At 47.3% G+C, this 24,832-nt stretch carries 21 protein-coding genes; 8 read left to right on the top strand and 13 right to left on the bottom strand.

Going from position 1 to position 24,832, the window contains the following annotated elements:
* Nucleotides 1-41: 41 nt before the first annotated feature.
* The 6 genes from QFZ48_RS11815 to QFZ48_RS11790 form a co-directional block, all read right to left on the bottom strand.
* Nucleotides 42-608, bottom strand: a complete 567-nt coding sequence (locus QFZ48_RS11815) for a L,D-transpeptidase family protein (protein WP_370908705.1) — start codon at nt 606-608, stop codon at nt 42-44.
* 128 nt (nt 609-736) lie between these two features.
* Nucleotides 737-3,676 (bottom strand): M16 family metallopeptidase, encoded by a 2,940-nt coding sequence (locus tag QFZ48_RS11810; RefSeq protein ID WP_429062384.1) that lies wholly within the window; start codon nt 3,674-3,676, stop codon nt 737-739.
* Nucleotides 3,677-3,831: 155 nt separating this feature from the next.
* Nucleotides 3,832-4,170: a hypothetical protein gene (locus QFZ48_RS11805; RefSeq protein WP_429042798.1), complete on the bottom strand. Its 339-nt coding sequence runs from the start codon at nt 4,168-4,170 to the stop codon at nt 3,832-3,834.
* 29 nt (nt 4,171-4,199) lie between these two features.
* Nucleotides 4,200-5,084, bottom strand: coding sequence for an outer membrane beta-barrel protein (locus tag QFZ48_RS11800; RefSeq protein WP_429062383.1), 885 nt, complete (start codon nt 5,082-5,084; stop codon nt 4,200-4,202).
* A gap of 74 nt (nt 5,085-5,158) precedes the next feature.
* Nucleotides 5,159-6,226 (bottom strand): hypothetical protein, encoded by a 1,068-nt coding sequence (locus QFZ48_RS11795; protein WP_429042803.1) that lies wholly within the window; start codon nt 6,224-6,226, stop codon nt 5,159-5,161.
* Nucleotides 6,227-6,249: 23 nt separating this feature from the next.
* Nucleotides 6,250-6,735 carry an RNA polymerase sigma factor gene (locus tag QFZ48_RS11790; RefSeq protein WP_079471317.1) on the bottom strand — a complete coding sequence of 162 codons (486 nt, stop codon included), beginning with the start codon at nt 6,733-6,735 and terminating at the stop codon, nt 6,250-6,252.
* Nucleotides 6,736-7,115: 380 nt separating this feature from the next.
* On the opposite strand from QFZ48_RS11790, the gene kbl reads away from it, so the two are divergent.
* From kbl to QFZ48_RS11770, 4 genes are all read left to right on the top strand, one after another.
* Nucleotides 7,116-8,303 carry a glycine C-acetyltransferase gene (gene kbl, locus QFZ48_RS11785; protein ID WP_370908710.1) on the top strand — a complete coding sequence of 396 codons (1,188 nt, stop codon included), beginning with the start codon at nt 7,116-7,118 and terminating at the stop codon, nt 8,301-8,303.
* A 168-nt stretch (nt 8,304-8,471) separates the two neighbouring features.
* Nucleotides 8,472-9,281, top strand: a complete 810-nt coding sequence (gene blaOXA / locus QFZ48_RS11780) for a class D beta-lactamase (protein WP_429062381.1) — start codon at nt 8,472-8,474, stop codon at nt 9,279-9,281.
* 168 nt (nt 9,282-9,449) lie between these two features.
* The gene (locus QFZ48_RS11775; RefSeq protein ID WP_429062379.1) at nt 9,450-10,451 is read left to right on the top strand and encodes a VWA domain-containing protein; all 1,002 of its coding nucleotides are present in this window, start codon (nt 9,450-9,452) and stop codon (nt 10,449-10,451) included.
* A 10-nt stretch (nt 10,452-10,461) separates the two neighbouring features.
* Nucleotides 10,462-11,253 (top strand): tetratricopeptide repeat protein, encoded by a 792-nt coding sequence (locus QFZ48_RS11770; protein WP_429042810.1) that lies wholly within the window; start codon nt 10,462-10,464, stop codon nt 11,251-11,253.
* A gap of 58 nt (nt 11,254-11,311) precedes the next feature.
* Here QFZ48_RS11770 and QFZ48_RS11765 read toward each other — a convergent pair whose 3' ends face one another.
* Nucleotides 11,312-12,103, bottom strand: a complete 792-nt coding sequence (locus QFZ48_RS11765) for a helix-turn-helix domain-containing protein (protein WP_429062378.1) — start codon at nt 12,101-12,103, stop codon at nt 11,312-11,314.
* 103 nt (nt 12,104-12,206) lie between these two features.
* Between QFZ48_RS11765 and def the strand changes: the two genes are divergently transcribed.
* A complete protein-coding gene (gene def / locus QFZ48_RS11760; protein WP_429062376.1) occupies nt 12,207-12,728 on the top strand; it encodes a peptide deformylase in 522 nt (173 codons plus the stop codon).
* Nucleotides 12,729-13,069: 341 nt separating this feature from the next.
* Here the strand turns inward: def and QFZ48_RS11755 are convergent, their stop codons facing one another.
* From QFZ48_RS11755 to QFZ48_RS11740, 4 genes are all read right to left on the bottom strand, one after another.
* The gene (locus tag QFZ48_RS11755) at nt 13,070-14,194 is read right to left on the bottom strand and encodes an efflux RND transporter periplasmic adaptor subunit (RefSeq protein WP_429042818.1); all 1,125 of its coding nucleotides are present in this window, start codon (nt 14,192-14,194) and stop codon (nt 13,070-13,072) included.
* Between the two features lie 40 nt (nt 14,195-14,234).
* Nucleotides 14,235-17,477, bottom strand: a complete 3,243-nt coding sequence (locus tag QFZ48_RS11750; protein WP_429062375.1) for an efflux RND transporter permease subunit — start codon at nt 17,475-17,477, stop codon at nt 14,235-14,237.
* A gap of 35 nt (nt 17,478-17,512) precedes the next feature.
* Complete coding sequence (locus QFZ48_RS11745; protein WP_429062374.1) at nt 17,513-18,925, bottom strand: TolC family protein; 1,413 nt, start codon at nt 18,923-18,925, stop codon at nt 17,513-17,515.
* Nucleotides 18,926-19,036: 111 nt separating this feature from the next.
* Nucleotides 19,037-19,900, bottom strand: coding sequence for a helix-turn-helix domain-containing protein (locus QFZ48_RS11740; protein WP_370908717.1), 864 nt, complete (start codon nt 19,898-19,900; stop codon nt 19,037-19,039).
* 143 nt (nt 19,901-20,043) lie between these two features.
* Here QFZ48_RS11740 and ispG point away from each other — a divergent pair, with 143 nt between their 5' ends.
* From ispG to QFZ48_RS11725, 3 genes are all read left to right on the top strand, one after another.
* Nucleotides 20,044-22,005 (top strand): (E)-4-hydroxy-3-methylbut-2-enyl-diphosphate synthase, encoded by a 1,962-nt coding sequence (ispG, locus tag QFZ48_RS11735; RefSeq protein WP_429062372.1) that lies wholly within the window; start codon nt 20,044-20,046, stop codon nt 22,003-22,005.
* A gap of 80 nt (nt 22,006-22,085) precedes the next feature.
* Nucleotides 22,086-22,385: a hypothetical protein gene (locus QFZ48_RS11730; protein WP_429062370.1), complete on the top strand. Its 300-nt coding sequence runs from the start codon at nt 22,086-22,088 to the stop codon at nt 22,383-22,385.
* Between the two features lie 208 nt (nt 22,386-22,593).
* The gene (locus QFZ48_RS11725; protein ID WP_370908720.1) at nt 22,594-23,487 is read left to right on the top strand and encodes a LysR substrate-binding domain-containing protein; all 894 of its coding nucleotides are present in this window, start codon (nt 22,594-22,596) and stop codon (nt 23,485-23,487) included.
* 16 nt (nt 23,488-23,503) lie between these two features.
* Here the strand turns inward: QFZ48_RS11725 and QFZ48_RS11720 are convergent, their stop codons facing one another.
* On the bottom strand, nt 23,504-24,010 hold the full coding sequence (locus QFZ48_RS11720) for a GNAT family N-acetyltransferase (protein ID WP_429042830.1): 507 nt from the start codon (nt 24,008-24,010) through the stop codon (nt 23,504-23,506).
* 28 nt (nt 24,011-24,038) lie between these two features.
* Nucleotides 24,039-24,788: a metal-dependent hydrolase gene (locus tag QFZ48_RS11715; RefSeq protein WP_370908722.1), complete on the bottom strand. Its 750-nt coding sequence runs from the start codon at nt 24,786-24,788 to the stop codon at nt 24,039-24,041.
* Nucleotides 24,789-24,832 lie beyond the last annotated feature (44 nt).

Genomic DNA, 24,832 nt, shown 5'->3' with positions numbered 1-24,832 from the left:
AACTGCCACCGGGAGTCACTGCGAAATAATCAGCAAAAACCTTACCGGCGAATAACCACCGGGGTTCCCACTTTGATTACCTCGTATAATTCGTTAACATCTGAGTTCTTCATACTGATACAACCCAGTGTCCAGTTAATACGTCCTTCCACATAACTATCCCGGATACCGGAATTATATTCCACTCCGTGGATGCCGATAGCCCCGCCAATACTGGCGCTGGAGGAGACCATGCCCTGTGACTGACGGACACGGAACTTCTGCCAGGACACCTCATTGGGATAGTCCAGCAGCATGAACCTGCTCCAGCTTTTATCCACTCTTTTGGTTAAAATATGGAAAGTTCCTTCCGGTGTTCTGCGATCACCTTCAACTTGTTTATCGGTTTGGTCGCGGTTACCAAATACCACCTTGTAGATTTTTCTCAACGTCACGTCTTCGTATACATACAACCGGTAATCGCTTTTATCTATCAGCAGGAAAATTTTATCAGGATCAATGTTGGCAGCATTTAACCTTACACTATACAAATCAGATTCGTTGATAAATCCACTTAGCGGCAGCAGCAACAGAACAGCTACCAACCAGTAATGACAGCACTTCTTCATAGGAGTAATAAATATGCAGATAACGTGGCAGAATAATCATTTATTGTTTGGGAGATGGTTGAAAATACAAAGGCACAAAGCGTAAAACTTTGTGCCTTTGTATTTTATCAGATTTTTTCTTACGGTAATCAGTAGCCGAAGATCTCTTCCAGCGTGAGCTTCTTCACATCGCCATATTTTTTCAGATTGTCTGTGCTGATCTTCTTTTCAGAAGCAACAATACAATAAGTATATGGTTTGTGCGCCAGGTTCTCATCATGGAACTTCTTCACTTCGTCAAAGTTCATTTTGTCGATCGACTCGTACACCTGTTTGCGGATATCCGTATTTAATCCCAGCTTCTGTGCGGCGAGGAAACTGAAAACAATTCCATCGTTGGTGATACGTTCTGTTTCAATATCCTGCTTCATGCTTTCCTTAGCAGTTTGCAACAGTTTATCGGCACGGGGAATATCGTTCAGCAATTCGTTCATACCTGAAATGGCGTCATTCATTTTATCTGCCTGGCTACCAACATAGGCCAATACAGAATAACGGTCGTCTTTTTTATCGGGAGATGCGTAGTAGGCATAGGTGGAATAAGCCAATGCTTTGGACTCGCGGATGGTTTGGAATACAACAGATCCCATTCCGCCGCCGAAGTAGCTGTTAAACAGCGTCACCACGCCTGTGTTGGCAGGACTGTATGCCGCTGAATTCCTTACCCAGTTTACTTCTGTCTGCACCATATCATAATCTGCAAACAGCACCTGGCTTTTATCCTGGTTATCTTTCGCAAATTTTATAGCTTCCGGGGCCTGCTTAAAGGTTGCAGGCAGCGGGTGCAGTTTCTTTACTTCAGCTGCGGCAGCAGCCAGTGGCTGAGGCCCCCAGTAAATAATGGTATGCTTGTAAGCAGGCAGTTCATGCAAAATAGTAACGAGTTCTGATGCGGTAACACCATCCAGCTCAGCCTGACTTAACTGGTTATTAAACGGATTTTTTGCGCCATACATTGCATAGTTTACTACTCCTTTCATAATCGCGCCCTTATTCAGTTTGCTGTCGGAGCGGCCTTTCTGGATGCGGCCTTTCAGTGCTGCCAGCGCGTCTTCATTAGGTTTGCAGTTGGCAATCACATGTTCAAATAAGGTAACGGCCTTATCAAAATTTTCCTGCAAACCGCTGATCACCACAGTGGTGTTTTCAGCAGAAGCGGATACGCTGAAGTTACAGGCAATGTTATAAAACTCTTTGCTGATCTGTTCAGAGGTATATTTGTCGGTGCTCAGATATTGCAGGTATTGCGCTGCCAGGGCCAGTTTCTTATTGTTCCAGGTACCCATATCGAAACGGTAGTACAGGTGGAAAAGACCATTGTCTTTGTTCTGTACATACATCATATCAGTATTACCTATCGCGGTTTTCTGGATATCTTTTTCATAATCCAGCCACTGTGGCTTTACCGGTGTGGCGGGCATAGCAGCTACCTGTTGCAGGAAAGGCGACTGTGCTTCCCTGTTTACTTCCACCGGGGTGATGGCAGGTTTTTCAACCTTTTCGATGTTCTTATCTTCGCCCTTGCGTTTGTAAACAATTACATAGTTATCATTGAGGAATTTATTGGCGTAATCAACGATTTGTTTTTTGTTAACCGTGCCCATATCATCCACATAGGCTACATCATATAACCAGTTTTGACCCCTGCTCTTAATGAATCCGTCCATCAGGGCGGTAGCGCGGTTGTTATTGCTTTCCAGGCCCTGCAGTTCGCTCAGCTTGGCGTTATTAACGATGGCTTTCACCAGGGTTTCATCAAAATTTCCTTTCTTCAGGATATCCAGCTGACCCAGTAAAAGCGCTTTTACTTCTTCCAGGGTTTGGCCTTGTTTGGCTTTACCGCTAAGTGAGAAGATGGAGTAGTCTTTCAGGCCAAGTACACTTACGCTGGCGTTCAGTACTTTTTGCTGCTTGTTGATATTGAGATCCATCAAACCGGCTTTACCATTCTGGAGAATGGAAGAGAGCACACCCAGTACCAGGTTGGATTTGGTATCGAGGGCGCCGGGCATTCTGAAGGCGATATCTACGCTTTCGGCATCCGGACCCAGTACTTCTTTCATTACCGGCGATTTGATCGGCGCTTCCGGGGCAGGCTTGTATTCCTTTACCGGTTTGGCTTTCATATAGCTGAATTTCTGATCGATAGATTTAATCACATAATCCGGATCAAAATCACCCGCCATTACGATGGCCATATTATTAGGCACATAGTACTCATTGTAGAATTCGCGGATTACTTTCAGGTTTGGATTTTTGAGATGTTCAACGGTACCGATGGTAGATTGCTGGCCATAGTTATGGGTAGGAAACAGGGCTGCGAGCATGGTTTCGTACACTTTCCGGCCATCATTATCCAGTCCGCGGTTCTTTTCTTCGTATACGGCTTCCAGTTCGGTGTGGAACAGGCGGAAAACCGGGTCACGGAAACGCTCCGCCTGTACGGTCAGGTATTTGTCGATGGCATTGGAAGGAATATCTTCCTCATAAATGGTTTCTTCTACCCAGGTATGGGCGTTGGTGCCCTGTGCGCCCATGCCCGACATCATTTTGTCGTATTCATTGGCAATGGCATATTTGGCGGCTACTCCGGAAACGCTGTCTATTTCATGATAAACAGCTTTACGGGCAGCAGGGTCCACTGTTTTATTGTATTTATCATACAAATTGGAGATCTCATCGATCAGTGGTTTTTCCTTTGCCCAGTTGAGCGAACCAAATTTTTCAGTGCCTTTAAACAGGAGGTGTTCGAGGTAGTGCGCCAGGCCGGTGTGGTCTTTTGGATCGTTATCGCTGCCGGCGCGGGTACCGATCAATGTCTGGATGCGGGGATCTTTTTTATTGACACTCAGGATAACTGTCAGGCCGTTTTTCAGCGTATAAAAGCGTGCCTTCATGGGATCATCGGAAACGTACTTATAGGTATAACCGCCACCAGTAGCCTCCTTCCATTGATATTTTTCCTGGGCTCCCGCTACTTTGAGCGAGCAGGCAAACAGGAATAGTAATACGACTCTTTTAAGACTCATACAAATAGTTGGTTTTTTGAAATTAGTCTGTCAAATATACCGGAAGTCAAAATTATAAAGCGGGAAAAAAAGGGAGAATTGTATGAGCGGTAGATGCATAGGAATTGCAACCGGTTGCCTGGCCGGTGATCAAATTAACAAGAAGAGGGTTGATATCAGGGGTTCTGGTTATTATAAATGGTATACTTTCCGCGCACAAAAACCTGGTTAAGCAGCAGCGAGTCAATGGCCATGCTGTTACCGGCCTGTTTTTTCGCTTTCACCCGGCGCCTGTTATGGCTAACGGGAGCGGTTATGGTATTGGTGGCAGGAATTACCTGGGAAATGTACCTGGCAGCGGGAATGCTGGCTGGTGCAACTGCTACGGGCAACTGCTCTGGCTGATCAATAAGTAAGTTATTTTTTTCGAGTCTAACGCCTAACAAACGTTTCTCACAAGAGTGAATCCATGCAATGCAACCAATACATGTCATCAAAGCAACAAAAGAACGCATAAACACAATTTAGGACTGGCTAATAAATCTTAGAATCCGTTTAACCGGATACCTATTGAAAATGGATACTGTTGTAACCCATAGTCATGTAATGCCGTAAGGGCAAAATTTGCATACAACTTTACAGGTCCATAGCCCAGTTCACTGGTAAGGCCGAAACGCCACTTGTTAAGATTAAAGTCGTCCGTTTTTCTAACCTTGCCTCTTTCTTCACTTACCTGCTTGGTTCTGGATTTGAGGAGATAACCACCAGAGACACCGAAACTCGCCTGGAACGCACGGCTCGGGCGGGCAGGGTTAGAATTAAAATTAAGCATTACCGGGATCGATATATATTCGGCAAACAGCTTATTTTTTGAAAATTCTACGGAATCTCTGATTATTTGTGTAGGATAACCCGGTAAATACGTGATGCTCCGGGCATACCTATAGTTATTCATCTCTAATCCTAAAGCATATAACAAGTTAAGTTTGTGTTTTGTTATATTAAGTCGCTGTTGAAATAACCAGATATTAAAATTGATTGATTTTCCGGTGATTAGCTTAAATTCTGAAGGCGTCAACGGCGCACTGGCATCCCTTGGGGCAAAAGTGGCGAGGCCTACGGCAGAATAATCATATGATTTAGACACCGGGGCAGGTGCTCCATTGTAATAAGCGCTGTTATTGGGGTAGTAATTAATAAAGCTGGCTCCGTTATAGTCGCTGTGATCAATATAATTGTTGAATCCCAGGTCAAAAACGAACCATTTGGTTTGCAGGTTCTTTTTGAGCTTCTGGCGGGCATAGGCAGTATCGTTATAAAACTTATAACTGGTCCGTCCCTTATCATTCTTTCCTTTGATAATGATCAATCCTTTGATCTGTATGGTGTCCGGTGGGTGCCGGTGTAGTTTTATCTGCCTTTTGCGCATGAGCCCACCCGCCACATAATACCAGTAACAAAATGAGTAAAAATTTATGCTTCATATGCTATGACCATGATTTATTATTTATTCCTTCTCCGGGAAAAAAGCTTTGCAACATTGGTTACCTTATCTAAAATCCGGCTGTCGCTGCCACTTACAGACATGATCAACTCACCGGGAGCGCCTGGCTGTTCGGTTGCAGGAACTATTTTATTATTTAAATGATCGTTGGTATTGGTATTGGCTGCCAGTACCGCTTCCTTATTATTAACTTCCGGCCGAACCGCCACAACATGGGCGTTACCAGCCTGTTGCAGGTGCTCTTCCACTACTTCACTCATAGAATTGCGCTGCGGCGGCAACTGGGAAATAACCGGCAAATCTGCTTTGGGTGCGTCTGCGGCAGCCAGTGCAGGCTCATTTGCAGGAGCGGCAACTGTTTTGTTTTCACGTGGCGTTACGGCTTTATGGTTTTTGGCCGGTACCGGTTGGTTGCTCGGCGGCGCAGCAACAGGCGCATTTTGTGTTGCAGCTGCGGATTGGTCAGGAGCAACCGGCGTAGTTACTTCAGGAGTTACGGCTGGTGCAGGTACAGTAACCGCAGGTGGTGTGTTTACCGCAATGGCAGGTTTTTGTGCTGGTTGTTGATCGCTGGCTGGCAATAACCAGATAAGCAGACCCGCTACTACCGCGGCGGCAGCAGTTGCCCACATCATGCGGCGGTATACCGGGGTAACCCGGCGTTTACTGCTTCTGTAAAGAGATGCTTTATCAGCAAATACCAAAGTGGTATCAGGTACCAGCCTGGTGGCCTCCAATAATGCCAGTTCACGCTGCGCTGCCGGATGTTGCTGCAGGTATTCCTGCAAAGTGGCTTCCTCAGCAGCGGTCAGCTCCCCGTCGATATGGCTCAGCATTAATACTTCGTAATCAACGGCAGCTGTTTTATACAAAGCAGCTTTATTATCAAAAACAACGTGTTTATCCGGCGTCAGTTTCGCTCCTTCCAGCAGTTCCAGTTCCTGACGGAAAGGAGGATGCTTTTCCAGGAAACGTTCCAGTGCAGCCAGCTCTGTCTCATTCAGCTCACCATCAATGTAGCTGAGGAGATAGGACTCGTAGTTTGATATGTTAATTTCTATCGACAAAAATCTAATTTATTATAAAAATATTATATAACATTCTCCATTTTTACCAGGTAGTTCTTCAGATGTATCCTGGCCCTGTGCAGGTAAACCTTTACCTGGGAAGGATTCAGCTCCATCATTTCTCCTATTTCCTCGTAGGAATATCCTTCATAATCCTTGAGCATAATTAAGGAGCGCTGTACTTCACTGAGCTTGGATAATGCTTTTTCTATGACTTCCTTCGCGTTATGTATCTTATGATCCGATACTTTATCCTCGTCTTTGAACTGGTCTACAAGTGTGATCCGCTTTACCTTACGTACATGATCTATCATATTGTGGTAGCCGACTGTAAACAGGTATGACTTTGCCTTTTCAAAAGGCACATCCTGGCAGTGCTTCCACAATATTTCGAATGAATTCTGTACTACGTCTCTGGCATCTTCCGCATGCTCCAGATTCTTTACTATAAAGCGGAATAAATTGTCCGAATACAGATCCACGCATTTATTGTACTCCTTTTCCGTCATTCCGGTGGTGCGGGATTTTAGTGCTAAGTTCCGACAAATACTTTAATACCCATCATTGACCAAATCCATATTTGTTACCCACACCTACTCTAAAGCTGGTACATTCTTCCCCACAGTTGTAGTAACAGTTCCTTTCAAACTGAGCATCAACCTCTTATCAAGTATGCTCTTTTAGCATCTTTTACCAAAGGGGTGAATTATCAGTTTTCCACTTCATGGCATTAATAATCATGATAGTACTATGACGGAGGGCGGCGGGCAAATGTTACACCTGGGTCAAACTTTTTGCTTATCCGGTCGTTACTGATTTACGCGATAAATAATCGTAATACATTTATTGCCATAACTTTGGTAGATCCACTTTAAATATTGCAATTTTTATGAATGAGAAGTTTATAACCCGTTTACGGGAGGAACTCGGCGATATCAATAAAGCCGGCCTGTACAAGAGAGAGCGCATTATTACATCTGAGCAGGGAGCTGAAATACAGGTGGGTGGCAAAACCGTGCTTAACTTTTGCGCAAATAATTACCTGGGTCTGTCGTCACACCCCGCTGTGGTGAAAGCTGCCAAAGATGCAATTGATACTCATGGCTATGGCATGAGCAGCGTTCGTTTTATTTGCGGCACACAGGATATTCACCGGGAACTGGAAGAAAAGATCTCCAAATTCCTGGGTACAGAAGATACTATTTTATATGTAGCGGCATTCGACGCCAATGGTGGCGTATTTGAGCCCCTGTTCAATGAACAGGATGCCATTATTTCTGATGCCCTGAACCACGCCTCCATTATCGACGGCGTTCGTCTCTGCAAGGCACAGCGCTTCCGCTACGAGCATAACAATATGGCCGACCTGGAGGCAAAACTGCAGGAAGCCAAAGACTGCCGCAGCCGGATCATCGTTACAGACGGCTCATTCAGCATGGATGGTACCATTGCCCAGCTGGACAAGATCTGCGACCTGGCTGATAAATACAACGCCATCGTAATGTCCGATGAAAGCCACTCTTCCGGATTCCTGGGTAAAACCGGTCGCGGTACCCATGAGTACCGTGGTGTAATGGGCCGGGTAGATATCATTACCGGCACCCTCGGTAAAGCCCTGGGCGGCGCCTCCGGCGGATTCACCAGCGGACCAAAGGAAGTGATCGACATCCTGCGCCAGCGCAGCCGGCCCTACCTCTTTTCCAACTCAGTGGCTCCCAGCATTGTCGGCGCTTCCATCGCGGTACTGGATATGCTGAGCGAAACCACCACCCTGCGCGATAAACTGGAATACAATACCAAATACTTCCGCAGCAAAATGACAGAAGCCGGATTTGATATCAAACCAGGCGATCACCCGATTGTTCCGGTAATGCTTTATGATGCCGTACTGAGCGCCCAGTTTGCCGACAAACTGCTCCAGGAAGGCATCTATGTAATCGGGTTCTTCTTCCCGGTGGTACCAAAAGGCCAGGCCCGCATCCGCGTACAGCTCAGCGCCGGCCACGAACAGGAACATCTCGACAGGGCCATCGCCGCCTTTACCAAAGTAGGTAAGGAACTGGGCGTGATTAAATAAGACTTGCTGCCGTACCCGGTGCATAAAGACTGAGTATGATTAAATAAGACTGCGGGTTAGTGGGGAGATGGACGCCGGAATAATTCGGTTGCCATCTCCCTGCTAACCCGTAATCGTTTTTCTTACGCCGTAATTCTTACTTTTGCACCTCATAACTACTCAATCATTATGCAGATGAAACGATTTGGCTGGATGTTGCTGGCGATTGGCCTGTTCCTCGCTGCCTGCGCACCGAATAATGTAAAAGAAGAACAAGACTGGGAAAAATATTTTGCCGAATACAAAGTAGAAGGCACTTTCATGTTATTCAACAACAGCCAGGGCACCTTTAAAGTATATAACCTCGACAGGGCTAAAAAGCGCTTTCAGCCTGCATCTACCTTTAAAATATTCAATTCGCTCGTGGGCCTGCATACCGGCGTTATCAAAGATACCAGCATGGTAATCCGCTGGGATAGCGTAACCCGCCAGTTTCCCGCATGGAACCAGGACCTCACCATGGCCCAGGCATTTAAACAATCGGCCGTACCCTACTTTCAGGAAGTAGCCCGGCGCATCGGCCAGCCAACGATGCAACTATGGCTCGACTCCATTAAGTACGGCAATATGAAAATCAGTCGCCTGGATACTTTCTGGCTGGATAACTCCCTGCTCATTTCACCGGATGAAGAACTGGGCTTTGTAAAGAAACTCTATTTCGACCAGCTGCCTTTTGCAAAAACAACCATGAAAACCGTACGGGAAGTAATGCTCATGGAAAAAACGCCGAAATATGAACTGTCTTACAAAACAGGATGGGACTATAACGACATAAAAAAATTAGGATGGGTAGTAGGATGGATTGAAGAAAACAGGCACCCCACCTTTTTTGTGCTGAATATAGAAACAGAAGATCCTAAAGTGGATATTCCTAAAGTACGGATGGCCATCCTGAGAAACATCCTCACAGATGCCGGTTACTTTAAGGGCGAAATGTAGCAATTCGGGCTTCCCCTGCCCGGCCTGGGGACCGGGATCGTTAAAAAAACGATAAAAACCCACTCCTACAGCTTGCAATACGTGACAAAAAAATTATTTTTGATACCTTACCTGGTGTACTCCCGGTAACGGTTATCTTAAAATCGAATATGTTACGATTTCAGCATAGTGAATATTTATGGGCACTGGTGCTCCTGTTGGTTTTACAGGTGGCCTTCCTGGGTGTGTCGTGGTGGAAACGCCGCTCTATACGCCGCATCGGGGATCAGGGCACTGGTAGAAAAACTCTTTACCGGCTACTCCCGCAAACTGTTTATATTAAAGTTCCTGCTTATTTTCCTGGCTTTTTTCTTCGGCGTAGTTGGATTGGCCAACCTGCAGAAAGGCAGCCGCATGGAAAAAATCACCCGCAAAGGCGTGGATGTGATGATAGCGCTGGATGTAAGTAAAAGTATGCTGGCTACGGATGTGCAGCCGGACCGCCTTACCCGCGCCCGCCAGCTCATCAGTAAGCTGATGGATAAACTGGATAATGACCGCGTAGGCCTCGTGGTATTTGCCGGTAACGCTTACCTGCAAATGCCCCTCACCGTTGATTATTCTGCTGCCAAAATGTACCTCAGCACCGTATCCCCGGACATGATCCCTACACAGGGTACCGCCATTGGTCAGGCAATACAGGTATCCGACGACGCTTTTAACAAAAAAGAACGTAAGCATAAAGCCCTCATCATTATCTCTGATGGGGAAGATCATGATGAAACTGCTATCCAGCGTACCAAAGCCGCTTTTGAGAACGGCGCCGTTACCAATACCATCGGCATCGGTTCTGTAGCGGGTTCTCCCCTGCCGGACCCGGAAACCGGGAGCTATAAAAAAGACAGGGAAGGCAATACCGTTATTTCCAAACTGAATGAAGCGGAGCTCAGAGGCATTGCTGCCGCCGGCAAAGGCATTTATCAGCACCTGGATAATAATACCGACGACGTAGTAAATACCCTTGTCAGTAAAATAGACGGCATGGAGCAGAAAGAATTTGGAGAGAACGTATTCACCGACTACAACAGTTATTTTCAGTATTTCCTGGGTGTATGCCTGGCATTGCTGCTGATTGAATTTTTTATTCCTGAAGTTCGCTTCAAGCGCACTCCTGAATCACCGGCAGTTTAATTCATTACTCATGAAAATCATTTTTATAAAATATAGTTTCCTTATTGCAGTAATGCTCGCCAGCCTTACCGGCTTCGCGCAGAACGGCTCCAATAAGTATATCCGCAAAGGCAACGAACTGTATAAAAAACAACAATACACCGATGCGGAAGCTAATTACAAAAAAGCGCTGGAACAAAACGCCCAATCCGCCGAAGGCAGTTATAACCTAGGTAACTCCCTCTATCAGCAAAAACGTTACGATGATGCACGCGCGCAATATGCCAACAGCCTGAAACTGGGTGGCAAACCAGCCATCAAATCCGACGCTGATTATAATATCGGCAATACCTTCATGGAAGGCAAAAAATGGGAAGAAAGCATCAAATCCTACAAACAGGCATTGAAGGTCAATCCCTCCGATGAGGATGCCCGTTATAATCTCGCCTATGCCCAGGCCATGCTGAAAAAACAACAGCAAGGCGGCGGCGGCAACGATAAAAAAGATAACAAAGACAAGGACAAGAATAAAGACAAGAACAAAAACGATCAGAACAAAGACAAAAATAAAGATCAGAACAAAGACCAACAGGATAAAGACAAGGATCAAAACAAAGACCAGAACAAGGACCAGCAGAATAAAGACCAGGACAAAGGCGATAAAGACAAAGAGGATCAGCAGAAGCCGGAGCCACAACCCAGCAAGATGAGCAAGCAGGAAGCAGAACGCCTGTTGCAGGCTTTATCACAGGAAGAAAAGAAATTGCAGGACAAAGCGAAGAAAGTAAAAGGTCAGATTGTACCCAAAGACAAAGACTGGTAACATTTTCATCCTCTCCATATCAAACATCCCAAAGCTGGTAGTCCCGCTTTGGGATGTTTTATTTAGGCGCAGAAGGTACACTGCCGGTGTATTTCTTATATGCCTTAATGAAATGATTCTGATCGTAGTAGCCATTATCCAGGGCTATACCGGTTAATGGCTGCGCCGCTTTATGCACATCGCTCCACGCATGCAAAAAACGGATATTACTGATATAGTGTTTGGGAGTAACGCCGGTGGACATACGAAAATTCCGTTCCAGCCATTTGTAGTTTATTTTCAGGGCTTCACAGATATCCGCTACGGCTATTTTTCCTCCACATTGCCGGATCATCATCGCCGCCATTTGAAGCAGGTAATTACCCATGACGTTGCGGGGTATCCATCGCTCCAGGAATGCGTTCAGCACCCCGGATTGTCGCTGCGGGGATCCGGCCGCTCTTATCTCCTGTAACAATGGCCGCCATGTTGCCGGTAACGGCGCCAATGGCCCGTCCGTTTGCGGCAGCAGTGGCTTTAACCAGGCCCACCCATCTGCTGTAAATTTTACTACCAGTAACCGGGCGCCGGGGGTAATATCCTCGAGGTAAGTATTTTCCAGGATTCCGCTGCAGAAAAAACCCTCACTAATAGTAAAGTTATGCCGCCCGGTAAACTGGACGCTACGCCGGTTCAGCAAAAATACCAACGCCGGGTGCCCGTCTAACGCAGCCAATATTTTCCTGTTGTGTAGCTGTGTATACCAGCAATAGCATTCCACCACCCGCAACAGTGCAGATGATGGCGGCAAGGATCTCACCGCCGCTGATGGCTGATGACAAATAAGATGTGCAAGAATATCTACCGGCATAACCATCCAAAATTAGGAATAAACCAGCAACCCATTTTACAAGTGTCTAAAATTTACTATTACCGCTGTTTCCTTCTGAATTTCTTTGCAGAAAAGAAAGAATATGATCCTGCCGATCATCGCCTATGGCGCCGCTATATTAAGACAACGATGTGAAATAATTACGCCCGCAACAGCTGGCACAGGGGAGCTGATCCGTGATATGTGGACCACACTGGAACGGGCTAACGGAGCGGGTTTGGCCGCACCGCAGGTGAACAGGCCGGTACGCCTTTTCATTGTTTCCACAGACGATTTTAAAAATGTATTTATTAACCCCGAAATATTGTGGTACAGCGAAGACACCACCTATGATGCAGAAGGTTGTCTCAGCATTCCGGGTATCTGGGAAGATGTGCCACGCGGAGCTGCCATTACAATACAATACCAGGACGAACACTTTATAAAGCACACCGCCACTTTCAGCGGAAACATCGCGAGGGCCATACAACATGAATATGATCACATCGACGGAAAACTCTATCTCGATTATCTATCTCCCTTAAAAAAAAAGCTGCTGAAAAATAAACTACGGGCCATCACAAAAGGCAAGGTAAAAACAGCTTATCCCATGAAATTCCTTTAAAAAACTCAAAGCAATCCATCTAATCCTCCTAATCCTGAGTGAGACAACCTACGCGCATAAAAAAACCGGAATAGGAATATTCCGGCCGTTTTACCTAAACCTACAATTGTTACGCGGCGTAACAATTCTCTTCGTGTTTTAAAGCAACAGCGCCCCTTGCGAAGCGCTGTATTGCCTGATTCATCAGGGAAGTATGTTTGCCTGCTATCCGTCACTCTTTACCTTGCCGAATACAGTCTGTTAAATGATTCTTTTGTCCGTTGATTCCTGTTTTTTTCTGACGATTCATTTACCTGTTGATCCATTTTTCCTGCAAACGACTTCCCCCCTTTAAACACACATTATTTTGCAACTGCCGTTAACGGCGTTCCTTCTTTTATTTCATCACTGCCATTCTGTACCAGCTGGTCGTTGTCGGACAAATCACCAAAAACCTCCACCTGGCCGTTGGATTCATTTCCACACTTCACCGGGATCCACACGGCTTTGTTATTCACCGACTTAATCACAAATACCCTTTCTGAATTACTGATGATGGCAGATTTAGGCACGATGTACACATCTTTCTTGCCCGGCATTGGCATCAGCACTTCTGCATACATACCCGGAAGCAGGCGGGCTTCTTTGTTGGCCACATCCATTTCCAGTATTTCAGAACGCAGCTTTACGTCCAGGCTACCGGCTATACGGGTTACCTTCGCCGTAAAAGTGTCTCCCGGCAAGGACTTCACGGTAAAACGCACGTCACCGGCGTGGTGGGCATCATCTGTATAGATCTCAGGCACGGCCACGGACAAACGCAGTTTTTGCTGTTCTTCCAAACGGAACAACGGTTTATCTGAACCCTTACCTGCAGGGCCTACGTAAGTGCCTGGGTGCACATTACGCTGACTGATCACTCCGCTGAACGGAGCGCGGATCACCAGGTAGCCCAGCATTTGCTGTACTTCATGGTAAGAAGAGCGGGAGGATAACAACTCCGCGCTATCGGCGCTCATTTTCTCAAAGGCCATATCCAGGTCGTTGGGGGAAATGGTACCCGGCACTTTACTGGTTTTGAGCAAACGGTCGTACGTGGCACGACTGGCGCGAAACATCGCTTCCTTTGTATGAAGCCTGGATTGCGCCTCCAGCAATTGTGTATTCATTTCCGGCGCATCCAGCGTTGCCAGCACCTGGCCGGCAGTTACCTGGCTGCCCAGATCTACATTTACATTTTTTACATAGCTGTTCACCTTTGCATAGAGATCGGCAAATTGAAACGGCTTTATTTCTCCGGGTAATTTCAGGGATGCATCCAGCTGGCTTTTTTGCAGGTGAATAATTTTCACCTGAACACCTCCGTCTTCTTTTTCATTTTCATCGTCTGCCCGGGAACTGTGACAGGAGGTGAAATACAAACCGGCAGATAATAATGCAGCAGCTGTCATGACCCGATACGACAGGCTGTATTTATTTATATTCATGATATTGATATGTCGTTTAGTCATTATAGTTATACCTGTGTTAAACGCGTGCCGCTCCCGGAACGTAATACGGGCTGTTTTCATCTTCAGGGTCCAGTGATACCGATTTCACGGTTGACTTCTGCTGTACCCATGCGAAGATCAGCGGTAAAATAAACAGGGAAGCAAAAGTGCTGGCTATCAACCCGCCAATTACCGCGCGGCCAAGCGGCGCTGTTTGGTCGCCCGCTTCACCCAGTCCCGATGCCATCGGGATCATACCTGCTACCATGGCGATGCTCGTCATGAGGATAGGACGCAGCCGGATAGAAGTACCTTCCAGTGCAGATCTGCGGGCATCATGATTTTCCAGCCGCAGCTTCTCTGCGTTGGTGATCAGCAGGATCGCATTGGCTACCGACACGCCCACCGACATAATAATCCCCATATATGATTGCAGGTTGAGCGTAGAACCCGTGATCAGCAACATGATCAGTGACCCTGCCAGTACCGCGGGGATCGTAGACACCACCACCAACGCTACTTTGAACGATTGGAAATTAGCCGCCAGCAATAACAGGATCACAATAATGGCCACCAGTAATCCCGACTGTAAACTATCCAGTGTTTCATTCAGCAGGTTCATCAAACCGCGCTTCTCTACGGTGATGCCACGCGGTGGCTCGCCGGCGCGTTTGATGGCCGCTGCTACAGCAGCAGAGGCATTGCCCAGGTCTTTTTTGTGAATATTGGCGCCAATAGAAACAATTCTCACGGCGCCGATACGGTCATATTCTCCCACCACGGTATCCGGCTGTAACGTAGCCACATCCCCCAGTGAAGGCCGGGTGTTGTTTTTGCTGATAGGAATAGCGGCCATATCATTGATACTCGACATCTCATTTTCCGGTACGGAGATCTGAACAAAATAAGACGTTGCATTTTTCTCATCCAGCCAGTTATTTTTTTCCGTAAAACGGCTGGAGGAGGTGGAAGCTGTGAGTGATTTAGCGATGTCTGTAACGCTTACACCCAGCTGTCCGGCCCTCTCCCGGTCAATGTTTATCCGGATAGCCGGGTAATCCATCGCCTGGTTGATCTGCACGTCCCGCAGGTAGGGAATCTTCTTCATTTCTGTCAATACCTTTTTCGCATAGGGTACGCTTTCTTTGAGATTTTTACCCATGATGGCAATTTCAATCGGCGTAGAGGCGCCCTGGCTCATTACCTTATCGGTAAGATCTATTGGCTCAAAGCTCATCTTCACTTCCGGCATCTGTTCATGGATCCGCTTGCGCAGCTTTTCTTTGAACTCATCCATGTTGATCTTAAAATCCTCTTTCATGTTCACCTGCAACACGGCTTCATTAGGCGTAGCCATAAACAGGTAAATGGGGTTGGTAGAATAGGACGATGGATGAGTACCGATGAAGGAAGAAGTAATGTCGATGTTTTTGGCGCCGACCACCTCCTTCAGAATTTCCGTGGATTTAATAAGCATGGTTTCCGTCCGTTCGAGGCGCGTTCCAGTAGGTTCTTTCAGCCTTAACTGGAACTGCCCGTTATTCAGTTTAGGTAAAATATCACGGCCTATAATACTCATACATAGCGCTACTATACCAATAACCCCAATAAAGTAGGCGCCAATCACCAGCTTCCGTCTTTTCAGCAGCGTTTCCAGCCAGCCGATAAAGCGCAGCTTAAAGCGATCGAAGCCGGAAATAGTTTTGGCGTGTTGCTTTTCATCTGCAATTTCTGTTTCAATATACCCGGCTGTTTTATGCACGTCGTTGCTAGGCACATGTGGGTGGCCATGATGCTTGAATTTATTGGCATCCAGCATCCAGTTGGCGAGAATGGGCACCAGCGTTTGCGACAACAGGTAAGAAGCGATCATGGAAAAGCCGATGGCCAGCGACAGTGGCATAAACATCGCACGGGGCACGCCTTTCATGGTAAACGAAGGCGCAAACACCGCAAGGATACACAACAGGATCAGGAGTTTTGGAAAGGCGATTTCCTGGCACGCATGCCAGATTGCCTGGGCTTTTGGCTTCCCCATTTCCAGGTGTTGGTGAATGTTTTCAATGGTTACCGTCGACTCATCTACCAGGATACCTATGGCCAGCGCCAGCCCGCTCAGCGTCATGATGTTGATCGTTTGCCCGAAGAGCTTCAGCAACATCACGCCAATGATGATGGATACCGGGATGGTGATGATCACGATATAGGCACTGCGCCGGTCGCCCAGGAACAGCAGTACCATCAGCGCCGTGAGTACAGCGCCTATTACGCCTTCACTGATAAGGCTTTTCACGGCATTGATCACATACACGCTCTGGTCAAATACAAAGGAAATCTTTACATCTTCCGGTAATAATTTCTGGATATTGGGTAATGCTGTCTTCAGGTTATTTACTACCGTCCACGTGGAGGCATCTGCAGTTTTTATGATAGGTAGATATACAGAGCGCTTTCCGTTGATCACGGCGTAGCTACTGGTGATGTCTGCGGCATCTTCTACCTTCGCCACATCCCGTACAAATACGGTAGGGCCATCTCCCATTACCAGCGGAATATTCTCAAATTCCTTTACCGTGCGTATCACGGTGTTGGCGGGTGTGAGATAAGTGATATCGCCGATACGCACGTTGCCGGCCGGTGATATCTGGTTATTATCTTTTATAGCGGCTACTACCTGGTCCGCCGAAAGATGGTGACTGCGCATCAGTTGCGGATCCACATGGATCACGATAGTGCGGGAGTTACCGCCAAAAGGCGCAGGTGAAGTAAGCCCGGCAATCCGGCTGAACGACGGACGTACGACGGTCATAGCCAGATCCTGTAGTTCATTATTGGTGCGTGTGGGACTGCTCAGTGCCAGCTGACCGATTGGCAAGGTGGATGCATCAAAACGGATAATAAAGGGTGGTTGCGTACCAGACGGCATCGATGCAAAGGCACGATTGGCCATCGCTGTTACTTCCGCCGCGGCCTGGGCCATGTTTGTCCCTTCGTAAAAAGAGATCTTGATCATGGTAAGGCCCTGGATATTTTTGGCCTCAATATCTTTTACGCCGGTTACATACAGGAAGAGGTTCTGGTAGTTGGTGGCAATAAAGCCTTCCATCTGTTGTGGCGACATCCCTCCATATGGCTGTGATACGTATATAGCCGGCAGGTTAAGATCCGGAAAGATATCTATTTTAATATCCCGCGTTGCTTGAATACCAAAAAACAATAGTCCCATCACTACCACGATGATGGCTATCGGCTTTTGTAATGCGGTTTTAATCAGGTTCATACAGTTATATTCAGGAAATGATGCTTTCCGGTTAATTACAGTTGATTCAAAAACAATTGCAGATCCCCTACGGTAGCGGATTTATACAATATCGCCTGCCACACGCCATTGTATGCAATATCCCGGTCTGTTTCCGCGCGGTTAATATTGTACAGTGCCTGGGCCAGGTCGGCAATATTGGTGAGACCGTTCTCATACAGGGTGCTTTTCTGCAGGAAGGCGTCACTGGCGGCTTTCAGGCCAATGGGCGCTTCCCGGTATTTCTTCACCGCATTATCTATCTGTTGTTCCGACAGCTGCAGCTGATGTTGCAAACGGCTGTAGGTTTGATTGTATTCATTTTTTAATCCTTCTGTGGTGTAGTGTTGACGGGCAACCTGTGAATGTGTGCGCCACAGATCCGTCACCGTCCACGAAAGATTGAGGCCCACGAGGTAATTGGATACCTGCGGCTTTGCGCCCGACCAGTATGCCTGGCTGTAGTGGCTGAGATTAGCAGCGCCGTAGTCGTAGTCAAACCCGGAACCGCGTGTTTGCATCACACCCATAAAGGACAGTCGCGGCATGGCATTTTTGCTGATCAGCTTTTGATTTGCGTCACTCAATGTTACGCGTGAACTGAACAGTTTCAGCAAGGGCTGATTCTTCAGTGATACAGAATCCTGTGCAGACACCGTTTCCAGCAGCTGGTTAGGTATCTTGGTAATAAACGTGGTATCCAGTGTAAAGTCCTGCGCAGGCACGTCCATCATTTCCGCGAGCTTGTTGCTTTGTGCATTTTCGTAATTCACAGCGTCTACCAGTGTCAGTTTTGCTTTGGATACTTCTGCGTTGGCGATGGAGCTGTCTACCCCGGCACTGAGCCCGTTCAATGCGCGGGAAACAATGATATGCTGCAGATCCTGCGCTCGTTTCAGGTTCGATTCCATGGAGCCCCGCAACCGCTGTGCTGCCAGCAGGTTAAGATATGCCCCGGCGATGCGTACCTGCTGTTCAAATTTCTCCTGTTCCAGGTCGGCCTGGTTGGTATACAATTGTTCTTTCGCGGCCTGCACTTTTGCGTGCTGACGGCCAAAAGTGACTACGTCCCAGCTGATATTGGCCAGGTATAATCCACCGAAGGCGGCATTCCAGTTCTGTGATGGCAGGGCCGGCCCGGAAGCGCCGGTAGTCCAGCCTTTATATCCCCACATAGGACCATTTTCACCATTCACGGTACCATAACTATTCTGGGCGGCAAGATTCAGATCAGGTAAGTATTCTCTTTTTACTGCACTGATATTTGCTGTAGCTGCTTTAGCATAGTTTTCTTTTGCTTTGATGGACTGATAATTTTTCAATCCTGTTTGTAGTGCTTCCTGTAAGGTGAGCGGGCGGGGCTGACCCATCACGGCCACCGAACAGCAGCCTGCAATCACCAGCAGGCAAAGCGGTTTCCAGATGTTCATATATTAATCTATAACGTCTTAAAAGCCGACTGATGCGGGCTCACAAATAAGAATGCAAATATAGAACGGGGTAAGTGGCGGGTGTTAGGACAAATCAGCTATTGACTTGGACTATTTGAACATCATATCCCGGAAATCCTGGGGAGAGATACCGGTATTGTTCTTAAAAAAGCGGCTAAAGTAAGCAGGGTCCTCGAATCCAAGCTCATAACAGATCTCCTTGACACTTTTGTGACTGAAGGCCAGGTTTCGTTTTGATTCGAGCACAATCCGGTCGTGTAATAATTCGGTGACGGTACGACCGGTGGTTTCTTTGGTAATTTCGTTCAGCCTTTTGGGGGTGAGGGCAAAGGCGCCAGCATAAAAGGCTACCTGGTGTTCTGTGCGGTAATGTTGTTCCAGCAGGCGGCGCAGCTGCACAACACGTGCGTCGTGCGCCAACGGCATCATGGTTTCCGCGGCATTGCGTTTCTTTTCCCGTTCTATCAGCAACAGGAAGGCATTCAGGTAATGTTTCACAATGCCCCAGCTGCCGGCAGGCGCGCAGGATTTTTCCCTGCTCATCAGTTGTATCAGCCCCAGGAGAGACTCCGAGGTATGGCCGCTGGTACTGATGGGCCCGTATCCGTGCCAGTTATCGAAAAGCGAAGTAAAATCGTAAAGGGTTTCTTTATCGTGCTTATTGGTAAAGTAAAATTGTTCCGTGAAATACAGGAAATACCCTTCCCGCTCACAATCCAGCTGATGCACCTGTCCCGGGCGAAGCAGGAAGATCATATCATCTTCCACCTCATACCACACGAAATCCACCATGTGCCGTCCTTTCCCTTTGGTGATCCATATAATCTGAAAATGATCATGGCGGTGAGGCTGGTCCGTTAATTCATTGCGGAACATGCCCAGGGAAGCTACGTTGAACTGCCCGGAAAAGGGCAATTGCTGGTAAGGTATATCTATGCTTTTATTCAGTAACATACAGTGGCTCAAAAATACACTTTTATCCCCTATTTGTGCCCTTTGGCGCCCGCCGTTCGTGGAATTTAATGTAGCTTTAAGCTGCGGCTTTATTATACCACAGGTTTACTAACTTTGCTTCCGCAGGAAAACAAAAACAACGTATGCAGCTTTATTGCAACTCTCTGACAGAATACAAACGACTGGCCACACTGGAAGTAAAGGTGGGAGATCTTATCATCGGAAATTTTAACCCGGTCCGCATTCAAACCATGACTACCACCGATACCATGGATACCGCTGCTACCGTGGCGCAAACCATCCGTTGTATCGAAGCCGGTGCAGAACTGGTACGCATCACCGCCCCCAGTAAAAAGGAGGCCGATAACCTGCTGGTCATCAAAAACGAACTACGCAAACAAGGGTATACGACTCCCCTGGTAGCCGATATCCATTTTACGCCCAATGCAGCCGAAATAGCCGCCCGGATTGTAGAAAAAGTGCGGGTGAACCCGGGAAATTATGTAGATAAAAAGAAATTTGAACAAATCGACTATACCGACAGCGAATACCTCGAGGAAATAGACCGCATCCGCGAACGCTTCTCTCCCCTGGTAAAAATCTGTAAAGAATATGGTACCGCTATGCGGATAGGCACCAACCACGGCTCCCTGAGCGATCGGATCATGAGCCGCTACGGCGATACCCCGATGGGTATGGTGGAAAGTGCCATGGAATTTTTACGCATTGCGGAAGACCTGCAATACCGAAATATAGTGCTGAGCATGAAGGCCAGTAACCCCCAGGTAATGGTGCAGGCCTACCGCCTGCTGGTACAAACGATGGAACAGGAACTGGGCCACTGCTATCCGCTGCACCTCGGTGTAACAGAAGCCGGCGACGGGGAAGATGGCCGCATTAAATCTGCTATCGGCATAGGCACACTCCTCGAAGATGGCGTAGGTGATACCATCCGTGTTTCCCTCACAGAAGATCCTGAATTTGAACTGCCGGTTTGTAAGGATATTGTGAAAAGATATACTAACCGCAACGACTATACGGCTATTCCGCCCGTAAAAGATATCCCCTATTCCCCTTTCGAATACAAACGCCGCGAAAGCACGCCTGTAGAGAATACCGGCGAAAAGCAGGTACCGGTGGTAGTGGCAGATTTCAGCGATAACAACGGCTTACAGCCCGCCGATCTGAATGCCATCGGGTATACGTACGATGAGCCCAGCGATAAATGGAATATCGGGGATGCCGCCGCAGATTACATTTACACCGGCAAACAGTTACCAGCCTTCGGCCTGCCCGGCACCCTGCGGGTAGTGATAGATGCGGAGTATTGGCTGAGCATCGCCAATAAACAGGAACTGGTGCCTTACTTTGATGCCCGTCATTATGTAACCGCCTGCGAACAACAGGAAATCGGCCGTATCAACTTTGTACAATTCGACTGCAATCACCTGGATACCGAACATCATGAACAACTGCTGCTGCAACTGGGTAACCCCGCCGTAGCTGCCGGCACCGTACTTGTGGCCACCGCTTCCGGCAGCAATGCGATGGCGGCTATCAGGCGCCTGTTTATCTTATTGCTCAATAAAAATATTAGGGTACCTGTCATCATCCATAGTATCAGTAATCAGCCTTCGGCAGATGAACACCTGATCCACCATGCTACCGAAGCCGGCGCACTGCTGCTCGATGGCTTCGGCGATGGATTATGGCTGAGTAATCAACCCTCACAACCCGGCCAGCATGCTACGTTGAACAATATTTCATTCGGCATCCTGCAGGCTACGCGTACCCGCATTTCCAAAACGGAATATATATCCTGCCCGTCGTGCGGCCGCACGCTATTCGACCTCCAGGAAACTACTGCCCGCATCCGCGCCGTGACCCATCACCTGAAAGGCGTAAAAATCGCCATCATGGGCTGCATCGTAAACGGTCCGGGTGAAATGGCCGACGCAGACTTTGGTTATGTTGGCAGCGGCGTAGGCAAAATTACCCTTTACCGCGGTAAGGAAATTGTGAAACGTGGCCTCAACAGCGATGTAGCCGTCAACGAACTGATAAACCTGATCCGGGAAAACGGCATGTGGGTGGAAAAAAACTGATTATTAAATCTGGCTTAAAAACAGTAACAGCGGATACAGCAATGCCGGGAAAAGCTTAATTTTCATAAAACATATTTAATATGAAAAAGTTCCTCACCGGATTATTGGCCATGTTCATGGGTTTAACCTTAGCAATGGCTCAAACACCCGCCACCGCCAAAAAAGAAGCAAAACCAAAAACAGAAAAGAAAGCAGAGAAAGCAACACCTGCTACTCCCGCTCCAGCCGCTACTACTAAAACAAAAAAAGACGGCACACCGGATAAACGATATAAAGAAAACAAAACAGCCGCAGCTCCTGCAGGACCAACAAAGAAAGACGGAACGCCTGATATGCGCTACAAATCAAACAATAAAAGCGCAGGTAAGAAAAAAGCATAACCATTACCTGTTACTGAATCATAAATCTTTAAGCCCTGCACAGTCAATACTGTGCAGGGTTTTCTTTTTGAGTTATATTTTTCAACATGCAGCCTTTTACCTTTTATGCGGATCGTCAATAAGGATTGGAGCCCTGCCGGCCAGGGTATTTATAAACACTTCGGTTTTACGCCGCCTGAGTTGTAAGGTATTTTTGTATTTTTAGTGCATGTTCGATTTCAGACTCAGGGTATTTCACACCGTCGCCAAGCGTCTCAGCTTCACCAAAGCTGCAGAGGAATTATATATTTCACAACCGGCTGTTACCAAACATATTCATGAACTGGAGCAGCAACTGGGCATGGCGTTGTTCGAAAGGATCGGGAATAAAATAAAACTTACCCGCACCGGCGTGCTGGTAATGCATCACGCAGAAATCATTTTTACCGATTACCGCAACCTGGAGTATGATGTAAACCAGCTGAAACACATGCAGGGTGGCCTGCTGCCCATAGGCGCCAGCACTACCATTGCGCAATACCTGATCCCGCCGTTGTTGGCCAAATTCAACCAGCGGTACCCGGATGTAAAAACATCGCTCACCAGCGGAAATACAGAACAGATTGAACAGGCGTTGTTTGAAAAAAGTATTCAGCTGGGTATCATTGAAGGCAGCTCTAAAAATCCTTTACTGAAATATGTGGAGTTTGCGAAAGATGAAATTATATTGGTCGGCAATATGAAGCATCAGTATGGCAATGGCGAACCGCTTGGCCCGGCCGATCTTAAAACTATTCCCCTGCTGATGAGGGAACATGGTTCCGGCACGCTGGAAGTGATCACCGAGGAACTGAAACGCCTGAAATTAAAGATCACCGATCTGAACGTAGCCATGTATATGGGTAGTACTGAAAGCATTAAATCCTACCTGCATCATTCGCCCTGTGCAGCCTTTATTTCCTCACAGGCCGTGCAGCGCGAACTGGAACTGGGCGAATTCAGGATATTACCGGTAAAGAATTTCAAACTGGTGAGAAAACTTCACTTCACCTATCTCCAGGGCTTACAGGATAAGCTCTGCCAGCTCTTCATCCGTTTTGCAAAACAGAACATGGTGGAGTAACGGCCATGTACCTACGCTATTTATTCAATAGTTGCCAGTGCAGCATTTCCCCGGGCGATTTCACTTCTTCCATCCCCAGGTGTTGCAGCACCTTCATGGATGCCGTGTTGGTAACGTCGCATTCAGCAATGAGCTTTTTCACATGAGGTTGCCGGAAAGCCCATTCCACCAATGCGGTGGCGGCTTCGCGCATATAACCTTTTTTGCGCCAGGAAGGCAGCAGCGTATAGCCGATTTCCACCACGCCGTTTTTATCGGGCCGGCCTTTAAACCCAATGTCCCCGATCACGGTTCCTTCTTCTTTATTTACGATGATCCAGAGCATCCAGGGAAACGACCTGGGGTCGTGCTGGAGCAATTCAATAAAATGAGGTAATTGTTCTTTCAGGTCGGGTTGTGGCCAGCTTTCCGGGATATTTGCCTGCAGCGTTTCCCGGGCATGCGGATGCCCCAGGAATATCTCCGTAAGCAGTGGTAAACGGCAGGGATGTATGAACAGTCGGTTGGTATTGAGGGGTAACATATATCAGGATTTAAGGCATAATTGTTCACTAATGATTGCCGGCCTTCACCATGGCGGTATCCAGTATTTCGCCTGGTTTCAGTTCATGGATCTGTAAGCGGTCCAAGTCTTTTGTCAGCGCCCGCAGTTGCTCAGGCGTACCGGTGAGGGTGGGCATTGTTCCGTAATGACAGGGGATCAAATGCTTTACTTTCAGCAAACGCGCTGCGTATGCAGCTTCCAGTGGGCCCATCGTAAAACGGTCGCCGATAGGCAAAATGGCGATATCCGGTTGATATATCTCCCCAATCAATTCCATATCGCCAAACACAGACGTGTCTCCGGAATAATATACAGAGATATCGTCGCTCATCCAGACAATAAATCCATTGCTGGCATGCGGATAACCGATCTTACCATCGGGCAGGTTGATGTGCGCAAAATGAAAGGCATTGGTCATGGTCACTTTTACATTCATTACAGATAAGGTACCCCCGGCATTCAGTGGTTCAAACGCATGATCGGGCACGCCCTGTTCCTGCAAATAAAACCTCACTATGGGATTGGCAATCACTTTCGGCGACCTGGTACGGATAATGTCCACCATTTTGCTGTCGAGATGATCCCGGTGCCCGTGTGTGATAAGGATGAGGTCTATCTTATCCGGAATTGTTAAACCGGGAGGCAGGGCAGGATTATTTGTATACCAGGGATCTATCAATATCACATGACCTTCGGGGGTGGTAATCCTGAAGCTTGCATGCGCCAGGAACTGAATCTGTGACTGTTGCGTGCTCATAGTACTGCTGGTTAATGATCTAAATATACATCTTTTGAAAAAAA

It is taken from the genome of Chitinophaga sp. W2I13 (assembly GCF_050434005.1).
GTDB lineage: Bacteria > Bacteroidota > Bacteroidia > Chitinophagales > Chitinophagaceae > Chitinophaga.
The sequence above is the reverse complement of the archived record's forward strand: the minus strand, read 5'-3'. Positions and strand labels throughout refer to the sequence as shown.